We start from the raw sequence: 15219 nt of genomic DNA on the forward strand, positions 1-15219 counted from the left end.
TTTTGTTTAGTACTATATATATATTAGAGAGATTCGCGTTTTGGATTTTAGGATAATGTTACTTCGTTAGATGTGCGATGAGGGAATACATGTACGAAAAATGAATCATAAATGAAATTACAATTGTAGAGATAATCTTCGAATTAGGCTTTTAACTTTCTTTCAGCAAATGTTTTCGTAGCGAAAGTGAAACGCCAGCTACAAGTGTTTTTCGTAGCGACGTGTAGGCCTATGCACAAAATCGATTCTGGGCGCAATTTTGCCGAGACATAATTGATAATAACTTAGACAAAGGAGGAATTTGTTTATGGGGATAAAAATTGAGTTAAGGGGATTGGCTTTATCAAAAAAAATCAAAACAAGAAGTGCAACAATTGGAATTGTTGGACTTGGTTATGTGGGGCTCCCATTAGCCCTGGAAATTGTCAATAAAGGCTTCGCAGTAATTGGCCTCGACAAAGATAATGAAAAAATCACCAAATTAAAAAGCGGTAATAGTTATATTGCTGATATGTCTAATACAGCCATAGAAAAGGCGGTTAATGAACAGAAATTTAAGCCGACAAATGATTTTTCTAAACTTGCACAAGTAGATATTATTATTATTTGTGTACCAACACCTACAACTGCAGATGGAACACCTAATATCTCGTATATTGTTGATGCATCAAATGCAATCGTACAGAACGTATCCTCAAATACTTTAGTAATTCTTGAAAGTACAACTTACCCTGGAACAACAGAAGAAGTAGTTCAACCAATCTTAGAAAATGGTAACTTTGTTATTGGACAAGATCTATTTTTAGCTTATTCACCTGAACGTGTCGACCCTGGAAATTTTAATTTTTCAGTTTCGAACACGCCTAAAGTAGTTGGTGGAATAACACCATCTTGTTTAGAAATTTCTAAGCTTTTTTATGAATCAGTAATCAATACAAATGTATTTGCTGTAACAAGTCCAAAGGTTGCCGAAATGGAAAAGTTACTAGAAAACACATTTAGGCAAATTAATATTGCTCTTGTTAATGAATTAAGTCAGATTTGTCATAAGATGGATATTGATGTGTGGGAAGTTATTGAAGCAGCTTCGACAAAGCCTTATGGTTTTATGCCATTTACACCAGGCCCAGGAGTAGGTGGTCATTGTATCCCGGTGGATCCTAAATATTTATTATGGGCGGGCCAGCAACATGGTATTGCTGCAACATTAATTGAGACCGCTGATAAAATAAATGATTCCATGCCAAGCTTTGTAGTTACAAGACTTGAAAGTTATTTAAATGCGCAAGGTAAGGAGATAAGTGATGCGGAAATTGTAGTGATTGGAGTTTCCTATAAGCCAAATATTAATGATTTTAGAGAATCACCAGCATTACATGTCATAGACGAATTAATGGACAAGCAATGTGGGCTAAATGTTATTGATCCATTTATTGACACGTTTACAGTTGATAATTACATGTTCAACACAGTTTCACTTACAAGAGAAATCATTCAAAAGGCAGATGCTGTAGTCATTTTAACGAATCATACAACTATTGATTATTCATTAATTGATCAACACGCTGCTTTAATTTTTGATACACGTAATACCCATTATTTATTCGAGAATGAAAAATACTACAAATTATAGGAGGGATTCTGTGAACGCGAGTCGACTAAAAATATGTAGTCTATTATTCATTTTATTTTTAACAGGATGTCAATCGTCTGCTCAAACTAATCAGATTCAACCAGTGGATTCAACAATTGAGGTGAAGGAACATGATGGGACAATGAGTGAAATTTATAGTCATGCGAGTATTCTTAGTCCGAAGATAGCATTAACCTTTAATGGGCTTGCTGACAATGAAACAATGCAGAAGCTATTAAAGGTATTAGACCAATGTAACATGAAGGCAACATTTTTTGTAGAAGGAACGCGAGTGGCACAAGATCCTGAGTTAGTGAAGGACATTTTAGCAAAAGGTCATGAAGTAGAAAATGGTACGCTGACGTTTCCTGATATGACCGATTTAAATTATGAAGAAACCTATAAAGAGATTTATTTAGCAAATCAAGTTTTTGAAGAGCATCTAGGTTATACACCGAAGTACGTCCGAAGTCGTTCTGGTGACTCAACTGACAATATGCGTTTAGCAACTAAAACGCTCAATATGAAGGGAGTCGTAGAATCTTCCATTAATCCGAAAGATCGGAATATGCAAAGTGCTGAGGAAATAATGGATTATATTCATCGCTTTATCAACAGTGGATCTGTTATTCATTTAAACACGTACATTAATCCTGCGATTATTGATGTTATTCCACTTCTGTCTCAATTAGGGGAAGAGAAAGGATATGTATTCTCTACATTAACGGACTTATTAGGTGAGCAATATTTAGTAAAATCCTTAGAGGAAATTGAAGGCTATGACGCGATTAAAGTGAACCCGGATTATGAAAATGTTAAAGCAAATATGTTCTACCGTAAAGATACTTCCAAAAAGGAAATTGCTTTAACCTTCGATGATTGGGCAAGTGAGGGGAGAATTAAAGAGATTTTGGATGTTCTTGATAAGTATAACGTTCAATCTACATTCTTTTTAATTGGCAAAGGTGTGGAAAAGGATCCGCAATTAGCGCGATTAATTGTTGACAGAGGCCATGAGATTGCAAGCCACTCCTACAATCACCTTGATGTTACGACCATGACACCGGAAGAGTTACAAGAGGATATGGTGATGGCACATAAGGCGTTAACATACGCCTTACAGGAAGAACCTTTGCTGTATTTCAGACCTAATAAAGGTGCTATTAATGAAGAATCAGCGAAAATTATTGCCGCTACAGGTGTCAAATCGATTGCTATGTACGATATAGCATCATTCGATTGGAATTTAGAACTTACCACTCGAGATATTTATAATCGTGTGATGAGTAGAATTGCCCCAGGAAAGGTGATTGTTATGCACATTTTAGACGGTACAAAAACAGTTGAAGTACTTCCATTAATCATTGAAAAACTACAAAAAGATGGATATAGCTTTGCAAAAATGTCGACTTGGATTGAAGAAGATTCAAATAAGAAAGTGAATTGATAATCATGAATAAGAAAAAAGAGATTTTAACGATACCGCGCTCTGATCGACGAATTTTATCGAATATTCCTGACCCAGAAAATGTGCGAAATCTCGTTAATCGACGAGGTGCTTCGTATCAAAAGGAAGAAATCGATCCTACAGATGTCAATGAAATATATCGTTTACAGCTGTTAAGTTTACGCTATGAAACTAATTTTGAAGTACAAATTAAAAGAGCAAAGCAAAAGGTTAGTGACAAACATTATGCGGAGGATATTTCGGTTACAGGTATCCTTATATTTTCAAATAGTCCTACTAATTTTGAAATAGATGAAATTATTACGATGAAATTCACCATACCTGGTGGTGCAATGCCGGAGGGCTATGAATCTAAGGTAAAGGTAAAAGCGAAAGTTGTTCGTCATTTTACGAAAGAAGTAGATGGTGAAACTAGATGCTATTATGCATGTGAATTTCTACAGCCATTAAATGACTATATGACTAAAAAACGTTGGGGACTATCAATCTTTGTGGCAAGTTTATTTCTATTGATTGTTTCTCTTATTGTGGTATTAATGAGGGCTGAAAGTGTTATTTATTTCAGATTCAATAAATTCCTATATCTATATAGTATTATTGCTGCAACATTTCTTTTAAGTCGATATTTATTCGGAATTTTCTATAGGAATGTCCCGATAAATCCTCAATTTGAACCGGGCGTTTCTATTATTATTCCAGTGTTTAACGAGGAAGAGTGGATTCATAGAACAATTTTAAGCTGTATTAATCAGTATTATCCTGTAGACAAATTAGAGGTCATTGTCGTAGATGACTATTCAACAGATAGAACTGAGGAAAAAGCAAAGGAAATGATTGAACTTATTCATAGCGAGGGTGAGCGATTTAAAACAAAGAATCGCTTAAGTTTTCATAAGCTACCTCAAAATGGGGGGAAACGTGAGGCTCTAGTGGCCGGAGTGCATCTAGCCAAACACGATTTAGTCGTTTTCGTAGATTCAGATAGTTTTCTAGAACCTCATGCTATTCGAAATATAGTGCAGCCTTTCCAAGATCCTAAAATGGGCGGTGTGGCTGGAAGAACAGAGGTTGAAAATAAATTTACAAATGCTCTGACGAAATTGCAAACCGTTCGCTATTATATAGCCTTCCGGATAATGAAAGCTGCTGAGTCTTGGTTTGATACAGTAACTTGTTTATCTGGTCCATTAGCATGTTATCGCAAAGAGCTTATTTTAAAGAATGAAACAGCATGGTTAAACCAAAAATTTCTTGGACAACCGGCAACATTCGGTGATGACCGTAGTATGACAAACTATATTTTAAAAACACATCGAACGGGATATCAAGACAATGCCGTATGTTCTACAATTGTTCCATCAGATTCAAAAGTCTTTTTATCTCAACAAATGAGATGGAAACGATCATGGCTACGCGAATCGTTACGAGCATTTTTATTTATGTGGAAGAAGGAACCTTTTATGTTTCTTTTCTTCATTATCGGTTTAATCGTACCGATAGCAGCACCTATTGTTGTTGTTTACAATCTACTTTACGTGCCAATTATGCATGGCGTTTTTCCAACTACGTTTTTAATGGGCTTGTTATTGATGGCAATGCTAATGAGTTTGGCCCATCTTTTCTTTAGAAAAAGTAAGTTATGGACATTTGGCTTTATCTTTGTACTTTTCTATGAATTTATTTTGCTGTGGCAAATGCCTGTTGCATGGGTTACATTTTGGAAATCAACATGGGGTACGAGAGAAACACCTCAAGATGTCATCGCCAAAGAAAAGAAATTGGAAAAACAAAAATTGCGAAAATCCCGATTTTCGATTCTAAATAGAAAAATGGGTGAGAAGAAATGAGTGAAAAAAATGTTGTATTAAATCCAGCGAAAAAAAATCGAAGGAAAATAATACGATCCATTGTTCAAGCGATTATCGTTATATTTTTAGCGATTATTTTAATACGTGTAGTGTTTTTAACAGAAAAAAGGGTAGAGGAAACGGTTCCTCTAGAAAATAAAGATGGTTTCATCGCATTATCATATTTTGGTGTGAGCAGAGGCGAGTCTCCTAAATACGTATCTAAAGAGAATTTAAAAAAACAACTAGCATTACTTGAAAGTCAGGGTTATCAAACAATTACTCAGCAAGATATTTTAGATTTTTATCAGAAAGACAAACCGTTGCCAGAAAAAGCTTTGTTTTTATCATTTGAAGATGGACGGACAGATTCTAGTATATTTGCTCAAAACATCATGGAGGATCTAAACTATAAAGCTACGATGTTTACGTACGCCAATAAAATGGATACACGGGACAACAAATTTTTAAAGCCGAAAGATTTATTGCTCATGGAGAAAAGTGGGTATTGGGAGTTGGGCTCTAATGGGTACCGTCTAACATATATAAATATTTTTAATAATAAAGGACAGTCGTTAGGTGTAATAGATGAAAATAATGTGCCAAATAAAACGACTATCGAATATTATAATCATTATTTAATGGACTTCATTCGCAATCAATATATGATACCAAGTGAAACGCGACAGGAAATGGAAAAACGTATCCAAAAAGATTACAAGCTAATGCAAGATATTTATGAGGAGGAATTAGGAGAAGTTCCTAAAGCTTATGCGATTATGCATGCCAACTCACTTTATAATAATATGGATTCGTTAGTTGAACGTGCGAATAATAAAGAAATTAAAGATAAATTTAAAATGCATTTCAATTTGGAGCTGGGGGCATATAATGATGCGGATGCTAATCTTTACAACTTAAGTAGATTGCAAGTTTCTCCTTATTGGTCTACCAATCACTTGATGATGAAAATACGCCAAGCTAGTAAGCAAAATGTAGAATTTGAAGTCGGAGATCCTAAACGAGCAAAAGAATGGTCTGTCATGAATGGTGCAGCAGAATATGAAAATAATGCAATTACTATAACATCTGCACCTGCTAGTGAAGGTCGGGTAATATTGAAGGAAACACTTCCAGAGCAATATAATATTAACTTTGCCTTTAAAGGGAATGTCGTTGGACAACAATCTATTTATTTAAACTATGATGAAAAAAATGATAGCTATATTCGGGTAGCATTAATCGATAATGAGATTGTTGTTTTTGAGAAATCACCAGAATCAAGCGTTGTTGAGAAGGGGCGTTTCCCGTTAAATGAAATAAAGTGGAATGAAGAAGAGTATGCATTTAATAAGGCTACTGTATACAATTATCAGGATACCCAAAAAGGCTCTAGAATTGATAAGGAAGAATATCCACGAAACCTAACAAAAACAAGAGAATTTAACATTGCTGTTAATAAGGATAAAATTAAGATAGACGTAGATACGGTATTATCCAAAACAATACAAGTAAATCCTGATATTCAAGGATCACAAATTGGATTTGGTGCGATGTTCAGCACAAAAGAAACTTCGCATGAACAGTATGCAGATGATATTTATGATACATTCATCGAAGATATTTTGATTACAGATAGTAACGATCGTACACTTTTTACTAACCAATACACGAACTTCGATAAAGTAAAGCACAAAACAATGACTTTAATTAATAGCGTTGTGGATTTCTTTATTGAAACCTTCTAAAGCGGGGGGAACTAAATTCAAGTGAAAAAAATTTTATTGTTTACCTGTCTAGCACTACTAATTATCACGGCCTGTAGTAATAGTAAAGAAGAACCTGTGAAGGCGAGAGAACCATTGAAGAACAAAGAAAAGCTTCAACTATCTATTTGGTTACCTGAATGGCAAATCAAATCTGCCATCGAGGATGTAGAAAATTCAGAACATGGCTTACAAGACATTCGCGTTTTTGGTGCTTATTTTAATGAGAATGACCAATTATTATTAACTGAAGATACGATAGAAATGTTGAAACAAACACAGCAACAATTTAATGAATCACATCAAGTGATACTTACGTTAATTAACGACACTGTTACAGATAACACCCCTTCAGTTCAGAAGGATAGCACGTTATTAAATCGGTTGTTTCAAAATGCGTCATCAAGGCAGCGACATATTGATAATATTTTGCAAGTTGTTGACCAATACAATGTGAATGGTATCGAAATTGATTATGAAAAGGTTGCTAAAGAGGACCTTCCTGGGTATGTCCGTTTCCTAAACGAACTTTATAAACAGTTATCAAAAAAAGGTATTTCATTACATGTCGTACTAGAGCCTAGCTTCCCATTTGATGTTAAATTGCCAAATGGACCTAAATATACAGTGATGGCTTATAATGTGCACGGATATCATAGTGGTCCAGGTGCAAAGGCAAACTTTTCATTTTTAAATGACTTAATAAAAAAAATTAAGAAGTCCAATCAAAAACTAGCGATTGCTTTTGCAACTGGCGGATTTGAATGGGTAAATCAAGGCGAAACAGTTGCATTAACAGAGATAGAGGCAGAGGAATTACTGAACAAAACGAAAGCGGTTAAACAACGAGATAAAGCAAGTGGTGCTGTATATTTCACGTATGTAGATGAACAAAAAGTGAAGCATGAAGTTTGGTATGCCGATCAGGAAACACTTGAAAAATGGACAGCACACGTACGAAAGAAACGCTACAATGAGATTGTTTTATGGCGTGCCGGAGGCCTAAGTTCGAAAACGTTACAATGGATTAACGAACAATCAGTGGAGTGACGGATTCGATTGCCAGAGAGACAGATGGAACAGGCGAAGTAGTGGATAGAGAAGCCAAAATCGTGGATAGAACAGTTAAAGTCGTGGATAGAAACGCCAGAGAGACGGAAAGAATTATCAAAGCGACGGAAAGAACCGCCAGAACGACGGATAGGATTATCAAAGTGACGGAAAGTACTGCTAGAATGACGGATAAAATCGCTAGTGACGGTAAGAACCATCTAAACCCACAAAAAAATCGCCACATACGGCGATTTTTTTTATTGGAATTGAGAAAGTCGTGAAAAGAAATTGGTAACGAAGTCTAAAAAAATTTTTTCTGATGGAGCAATTTCGCGGTTTACAGGTGAAATAATACCGACTGTTCTTGGAATTGTAGGTGATTTAATCGGTACCTTTACTGTGAAGCGAGCGGCTGAATCATATAGGGAGCTTTCTGGTAATAAGCTAACCCCAATGCCCGCAGCGACAAGACCTTTTAGTGCATCTAAGTCCTCACCCTCAGAGATGATGTTTGGTAAGAAGCCGGCAGCGCGACAGGCATCCATAGCTACTTTATGTAATATATAGCCATCTGGGAATAATACAAATAAATCATTACGTAAATCAGCAAGTTGAATACTTTCTTTTTTGGCTAATGGATGTTTTGCTGGCAGTAATGCAGCGATATTTTCAGTAAATAATATGGTTGAACGAATTGTTTCGTCCTTCGGTGGAAGTGGACCTAAAAAAGCTAAATTTAACTCGCGGTTTTTGACTGCATCGATTAAAAAACGATAAGAACCTTGACGGAGTTGGAATTGCAAATCTGGATATTCACGCTTAAAGGCAGAAATAACAGTTGGCAATACATAACTAGCTAAGCTTGTTGGAAAGCCGATTTTTATCGTACCTTTAGCAGGGTCTAAATATTCTTCAACTTGCTTAGCGGCAAAATCAATGGCTTTTAAAGCAGTAATGGTGTGCTCGAGAAAAGTTTTTCCTATCGGTGTTAATTTAACATTGCGTCCTACACGTTCAAAAAGTGGTGTGCCTAATTCATCTTCTAAATTAGCAATTTGTCGGCTTATTGCAGATTGAGCAACATGAAGATGTTCGGCAGCCTCTGATATGTGTTCGCGTTCTGCAACTTCAACAAAATATCGTAATTGACGTAACTCCACTAGATATTCACCTCTATTAATCGAAAAATACGATTGATTATTCTTCAATTATATACTATTTAAGATGAAAGTGACCGTAAATAAACAAATGTTAGCTAGCGAGCTTTAATAGAAGTAGATGCTCAGAAACTTCATTGGAGCTCAAGAAGAAAAGAAAAAATGAAGAAGAGAATTAAAAGAAATTGCATTATCTTCAATTGTTAATTTTGGCTATCATCAAAGTTTAGGATGATATCTGAAAAGTATGTTATATGAATAGGCTGATTGGAGTGGAGGCTGGACGTCCCTAGGAAGCTCTGCTCTGCGCGAAAGCGAAGCGACAGCGGCAAAATGTTTTAACTGCGCGAAAGCGAAGCGACAGCGGCAAAATGTTTTAACTGCGCGAAAGCGAAGCGACAGCGGCAAATGTTTGAACTGTGCGAAAGCGTAGCGACAGCAACAAATGTTTTAACTGTGTGATAGCAACAAAGCGCCCAGCTGGAACGGAAATCATCCCCCACGATATGATGGTAAATCTTTTTTTTTGAACTAGAACTCTATAAATTTCTTTCTCTTATTTGATTCTATTCTAATAAAAAAGGTTATAGTATTGGTACTGTTCTTTATACATTTCTGTCACAAAACCGCTACAATTAGCGATTCCTGAGGGGTTTCCACTATGTAGCTAGATGAAATCCATTCTCAATTAGGTTTATTTTATTGAAAATACGGGGAGTTGATTCTCATTGTCAATAACGATTAGCAATATTTTGAAAATGCTTACAAACTCTTTGTTTTTAAGGATTGTTTCAAAGAAAAGTGAAAGTGATTGAAATGGTTTGCATAGAGAACGATTTTCAGTTAAGATTAGAATGATGATAATTAAGGGATGGTTCACCATTCACTGAACACACTATGGAGGTATTTTATGTCAACTTTAGTTATTAAAGATCTTCACGTTGAAATCGACGGGAAAGAGATTTTAAAAGGCGTAAATCTTACGATCAATACAAATGAAATTCATGCAATCATGGGACCAAACGGAACTGGTAAATCAACACTAGCTTCTGCAATTATGGGTCACCCTAAATATGAAGTAACTTCTGGTACAGTTGAGCTTGATGGCGAAAATGTACTTGAAATGGAAGTAGACGAGCGTGCTCAAGCAGGTTTATTCCTAGCTATGCAATATCCTTCTGAAATCGCTGGTGTAACAAATGCTGACTTCTTACGTTCAGCTATCAATGCACGTCGTGAAGAGGGCGATGAAATTTCTCTAATGAAATTTATCCGTGAATTAGATAAAAGCATGGAATTCCTTGAAATGAATGAAGATATGGCACAACGTTATTTAAATGAAGGTTTTTCTGGCGGTGAGAAAAAACGTAACGAAATTCTTCAATTAATGATGATTAAACCAACTTTCGCAATTTTAGATGAAATTGACTCTGGTCTTGATATTGACGCGCTTAAAGTTGTTTCAAAAGGAATCAATGCAATGCGTGGAGAAGGCTTCGGCTGCTTAATGATCACTCACTACCAACGTCTACTTAACTACATTACACCAGACCATGTACACGTAATGATGCAAGGCCGTGTTGTTAAATCAGGTGGCGAAGAGTTAGCACAACGTTTAGAAGCGGAAGGCTATGACTGGATTAAAAAAGAATTAGGTATCGAAGAAGAAACAGAAGAACAAGAAGCATAAGAGGGAGGACGAACTAGCATGACAGTGGAACTTAACTTGCCTGTAACAGTACAGGACGTGCGCTCGTTCTCAGAAGCAAAGGGAGAACCGGCTTGGTTTACTGAGCTTCGCGCGGCAGCACTAGACAAAGCAACTGGTTTAGATATGCCAAAACCAGACAGAACAAATATTACAAAATGGGATTTCTTAAATTTCCTAACTCATACAGTTGACAGTGAAGGATTTTCTTCACTTGATGCTTTACCAGAAGAAGCGAAAGGTTTAATTGATCTTGAAGCACAAGAAAACCTTTATGTTCAACGCAATAATACACCAGCTTTCATTAAAACATCACAAGAATTAGCTGATAAAGGTGTTATTTTTACAGATATCTTAACGGCGGTTCGTGAACACGGTGACCTTGTTAAAAAGTACTTCATGACAGAAGCTGTTAAAGTTGATGAGCATAAATTAACTGCGCTTCATGCGGCACTTGTTAACGGTGGTGTATTCGTATACGTACCGAAAAATGTAATTATTGAACAACCACTTCAAGTAATCTTCTTAAACGATAACGCAGAAGCTTCATTATATAACCACGTGTTAGTTGTAGCTGAAGCAAATTCAGCTGTAACATATGTTGAAACATATATTTCAACAGTTGAAGAAGCAAAAGGTCAAGCAAATATTATTGCTGAAGTAGTAGTTCAAGACAATGCACAAGTTACTTACGGTGCGGTTGATGTACTTGCGAAAGGATATACTACTTATGTAAATCGTCGTGGACGTCTAGCTCGTGATGCGAAAGTAGATTGGGCTCTTGGCTTAATGAATGACTCAGATACTATTTCTGAAAACATTACACATCTAATCGGTGACGGTTCTAATGCTGATACAAAAACAGTCGTTGTTGGTCGCGGTGAACAAAAACTTAACTTCACTACTGAAGTTCGTCACTGGGGTAAGAACTCAAATGGTCATATCTTAAAGCATGGTGTAATGAAAGATGCGGCACAATCAATCTTTAACGGTATTGGCTACATCGAACACGGTGCGACAAAAGCGGATGCACAACAAGAATCACGTGTGTTAATGCTTTCTGAAAAAGCTCGTGGCGATGCAAACCCAATTCTATTAATCGATGAAGACGATGTAACAGCAGGACACGCAGCATCTGTTGGCCGAGTTGATCCACTACAACTTTACTACTTAATGAGTCGTGGTATCTCGAAAGCAGAAGCAGAGCGCCTTGTTATCCATGGATTCCTTGCGCCAGTTGTTACGCAATTACCAATCGAAGGCGTTCAAAAGCAACTGACGGAGGTTATTGAAAGGAAAGTTCGCTAATGATGAATAAAGACATTAAAAGCTATTTCCCAATTTTAAATCAGGAAGTAAACAGTCATAAACTTGTTTACCTTGATAGCGCAGCCACTTCTCAAAAACCTATTCAAGTAATTGAAGCGATGAAGCATTATTATGAATTCGATAATTCCAATGTTCACCGTGGTGTGCATACATTAGGTAATCGTGCTACTGACAAGTATGAAGGGGCACGTGAAAAGGTTCGTAATTTTATTAATGCTACTTCAACACAAGAAATTATTTTTACTCGCGGTACTACAACTGCTTTAAATACAGTAGCAGCAAGTTATGGTCGTGCTAATGTGGCTGATGGTGATGAAATTGTCATTACCCACATGGAGCACCATTCCAATATTATTCCTTGGCAACAGCTTGCAAAGGAAAAAAATGCAACACTGAAATATATTGAGCTTGAAGCAGATGGCACACTAAATCTAGAAAAGGTTCGTGCGACAATTACACCTAAAACAAAGATTGTGTCGGTGTCGATGGCGTCAAACGTCCTAGGAACGATTAACCCAATTAAAGAAATCGCTCAAATTGCGCATGCTAACGGTGCGGTAATGGTAGCGGATGCGGCACAAGCAGCACCACATATGAAAATCGATGTTCAAGATTTGGATGTAGATTTCTTAGGGTTCTCAGGTCATAAAATGTGCGGACCAACTGGAATAGGTGTACTATATGGTAAAAAAGAACACCTTGAAAAGATGGAGCCAATTGAATTTGGTGGCGAAATGATTGACTTTGTTGGACTTCATGAGTCGACGTGGAAAGAATTACCGTGGAAATTTGAAGGCGGAACTCCTATTATTGCAGGTGCAATAGGTTTAGGAGCTGCTATTGATTTCTTAACTGAAATTGGGCTAGATAAAATTGCGGAGCACGAGCATAAGCTTGCAGGCTACGCGATGGATCAGCTTGAAACAATTGACGGACTTAAAATTTTTGGCCCACGTGACCCGATGAAGCGTTGTGGCCTTGTAACGTTTAACCTAGACGATGTACATCCACATGATGTGGCAACGGTTCTTGATATGAGCGGTATTGCTGTTCGTGCAGGACATCATTGCGCACAGCCACTAATGAAATGTCTTCAACAAGTAGCGACAGCGCGTGCAAGTTTCTATCTGTATAACACAGAAGAAGATATTGACCGCCTAGTGGCAGGGTTACGTTCTGCGAAGGAGTATTTTGGCGATGTCTTTTAATAATTTAGATCAACTATATCGTTCAGTCATTATGGATCACTATAAAAATCCTCGTAATAAAGGATCTATAGAAAATGATGCTGTAACGATTGATATGAACAACCCGACTTGTGGAGACCGTATTCACTTAACGCTAAAAGTGACTGACGGTATTGTCGAGGATGCGAAGTTTGATGGCGAAGGCTGTTCAATTTCGATGTCTTCTGCATCCATGATGACGCAGCTCATCAAAGGTAAAAAAATTGATGAAGCATTAGAGCTTGCTGATATTTTTTCTAAAATGATGATGGGTGAAGACTATAGCGATAAATATGACCTTGAGGATGTTGAGGCACTACAAGGTGTTTCTCAATTCCCTGCACGTATTAAATGTGCAACATTAGCTTGGAAAGCGATGGAAAAAGGTGTTAAGGAATAAATAAATCCTAATTTCAAGTGAAAGCATTATTTGTGCTTTCACTTGAAGTAAGGTTATTGAGCATTAAACAAAATAACAATTATTTATGAACGGAGGAGAAAAGATGGCTAAAAAAATGCCTGATATTGGCGATTACAAATACGGATTCCATGACAAGGACGTATCAATTTTCCGTTCAAAACGTGGTTTAACTGAAGAAATCGTCCGTGAAATTTCTAATATGAAACAAGAGCCAGAGTGGATGCTTGAGTACCGCTTAAAAGCACTTGAAACTTTCTATACAAAACCAATGCCGCAATGGGGTGGCGACCTAGGAGATTTAGATTTTGATGAAATTACGTATTACGTAAAACCATCAGAAGCTACACAAAAATCTTGGGATGAAGTACCTGATGAAATTAAAGCTACTTTTGATAAATTAGGTATTCCAGAAGCAGAGCAAAAATACCTTGCAGGTGTATCTGCTCAGTACGAATCTGAGGTTGTTTATCACAACATGAAACAAGACCTTGAAGATCTTGGTATTGTGTTCAAAGATACTGACTCAGCTTTACGTGAAAACGAAGATATTTTCAAACAATACTGGGGCAAAGTAATTCCTTACACTGACAACAAATTTGCTGCACTAAACTCAGCAGTTTGGTCAGGTGGATCATTCATCTATGTACCACCAGGTGTAAAAGTGGAAACGCCATTACAAGCTTACTTCCGTATTAACTCTGAAAACATGGGTCAATTCGAACGTACGTTAATTATTGTAGATGAAGGCGCACACGTACACTATGTTGAAGGTTGTACAGCTCCTGTTTACACAACAAACTCTTTACACTCAGCAGTAGTAGAAATTGTTGTACGTAAAGATGCATACTGCCGTTATACAACGATTCAAAACTGGGCAAACAACGTTTACAACCTAGTAACAAAACGTACAGTTGTTGAAGAAAACGGTACAATGGAATGGATCGACGGTAACATCGGTTCTAAGTTAACAATGAAGTACCCAGCTTGTATCCTTAAAGGTGAAGGCGCTCGTGGTATGACATTATCAATCGCATTAGCAGGTAAAGGTCAACACCAACACGCAGGTGCGAAAATGATTCATATGGCACCAAACACATCTTCAACAATCGTTTCTAAATCGATTGCCAAACAAGGTGGTAAGGTAACATATATGGGTCAAGTTCGTTTCGGCCCTAAAGCAAGTGGTGCACGTGCTAATATCGAATGTGATACGTTAATCATGGACAACCAATCTACTTCAGATACAATTCCATACAACGAAATCTTAAATGATAATGTTTCTTTAGAGCATGAAGCGAAAGTTTCAAAAGTATCAGAGGAACAATTATTCTACTTAATGTCTCGTGGTATTTCTGAAGAAGAAGCGACAGAAATGATCGTAATGGGCTTCATCGAGCCATTCACAAAAGAATTACCAATGGAATACGCAGTAGAAATGAACCGCCTAATCAAGTTCGAGATGGAAGGTTCAATCGGATAAAATTTTTAAAACCCGCCACAACATGTTTGTGGCGGGTTTTTTATGTGCGCCCGGCATGCGTATGAACTATAGGGTGCAAGTCCCGAACCCCGAAGACAGAAGTAGAGGTTAGCTAAGAGCAAGGGTGTCCG

Annotated in this window: 11 protein-coding genes; 10 read left to right on the plus strand and 1 reads right to left on the minus strand. The window is 36.9% G+C overall.

What is annotated here, in order from left to right:
• Positions 1-307 precede the first annotated feature (307 nt).
• The 5 genes from ACFTQ7_RS17715 to ACFTQ7_RS17735 are packed head-to-tail and all read left to right on the plus strand — an operon-like array spanning position 308 to position 7764.
• Positions 308-1633, plus strand: coding sequence for a nucleotide sugar dehydrogenase (locus ACFTQ7_RS17715; RefSeq protein ID WP_386830193.1), 1326 nt, complete (start codon positions 308-310; stop codon positions 1631-1633).
• A 10-nt stretch (positions 1634-1643) separates the two neighbouring features.
• Positions 1644-3080: a polysaccharide deacetylase family protein gene (locus ACFTQ7_RS17720; RefSeq protein WP_386830194.1), complete on the plus strand. Its 1437-nt coding sequence runs from the start codon at positions 1644-1646 to the stop codon at positions 3078-3080.
• 5 nt (positions 3081-3085) lie between these two features.
• A complete protein-coding gene (locus ACFTQ7_RS17725; protein ID WP_386830195.1) occupies positions 3086-4948 on the plus strand; it encodes a glycosyltransferase family 2 protein in 1863 nt (620 codons plus the stop codon).
• The gene (locus ACFTQ7_RS17730) at positions 4945-6696 is read left to right on the plus strand and encodes a polysaccharide deacetylase family protein (protein WP_386830196.1); all 1752 of its coding nucleotides are present in this window, start codon (positions 4945-4947) and stop codon (positions 6694-6696) included. Before ACFTQ7_RS17725 ends, ACFTQ7_RS17730 begins: the two co-directional genes overlap by 4 nt.
• 21 nt (positions 6697-6717) lie before the next feature.
• Positions 6718-7764 (plus strand): glycosyl hydrolase family 18 protein, encoded by a 1047-nt coding sequence (locus tag ACFTQ7_RS17735; protein WP_386830197.1) that lies wholly within the window; start codon positions 6718-6720, stop codon positions 7762-7764.
• 260 nt (positions 7765-8024) lie between these two features.
• Here ACFTQ7_RS17735 and gltC read toward each other — a convergent pair whose 3' ends face one another.
• Positions 8025-8927: a glutamate biosynthesis transcriptional regulator GltC gene (gene gltC, locus ACFTQ7_RS17740; RefSeq protein ID WP_349661353.1), complete on the minus strand. Its 903-nt coding sequence runs from the start codon at positions 8925-8927 to the stop codon at positions 8025-8027.
• A 907-nt stretch (positions 8928-9834) separates the two neighbouring features.
• On the opposite strand from gltC, the gene sufC reads away from it, so the two are divergent.
• From sufC to sufB, 5 genes are all read left to right on the plus strand, one after another.
• The gene (sufC, locus tag ACFTQ7_RS17745) at positions 9835-10614 is read left to right on the plus strand and encodes a Fe-S cluster assembly ATPase SufC (protein WP_386830198.1); all 780 of its coding nucleotides are present in this window, start codon (positions 9835-9837) and stop codon (positions 10612-10614) included.
• A gap of 18 nt (positions 10615-10632) precedes the next feature.
• On the plus strand, positions 10633-11940 hold the full coding sequence (sufD, locus tag ACFTQ7_RS17750; RefSeq protein WP_386830199.1) for a Fe-S cluster assembly protein SufD: 1308 nt from the start codon (positions 10633-10635) through the stop codon (positions 11938-11940).
• Positions 11940-13169 (plus strand): cysteine desulfurase, encoded by a 1230-nt coding sequence (locus tag ACFTQ7_RS17755; protein ID WP_386830200.1) that lies wholly within the window; start codon positions 11940-11942, stop codon positions 13167-13169. The genes sufD and ACFTQ7_RS17755 overlap by 1 nt, the downstream gene beginning before the upstream one ends.
• Entirely contained in the window at positions 13159-13587 is a 429-nt protein-coding gene (sufU, locus tag ACFTQ7_RS17760) for a Fe-S cluster assembly sulfur transfer protein SufU (RefSeq protein WP_349661351.1), read from the plus strand. Before ACFTQ7_RS17755 ends, sufU begins: the two co-directional genes overlap by 11 nt.
• 103 nt (positions 13588-13690) lie before the next feature.
• Positions 13691-15088, plus strand: a complete 1398-nt coding sequence (gene sufB / locus ACFTQ7_RS17765; protein ID WP_031417705.1) for a Fe-S cluster assembly protein SufB — start codon at positions 13691-13693, stop codon at positions 15086-15088.
• The last annotated feature ends 131 nt before the right edge of the window (positions 15089-15219 follow it).

Source organism: Lysinibacillus sp. NPDC056959 (assembly GCF_042674095.1).
GTDB lineage: Bacteria > Bacillota > Bacilli > Bacillales_A > Planococcaceae > Lysinibacillus > Lysinibacillus zambalensis.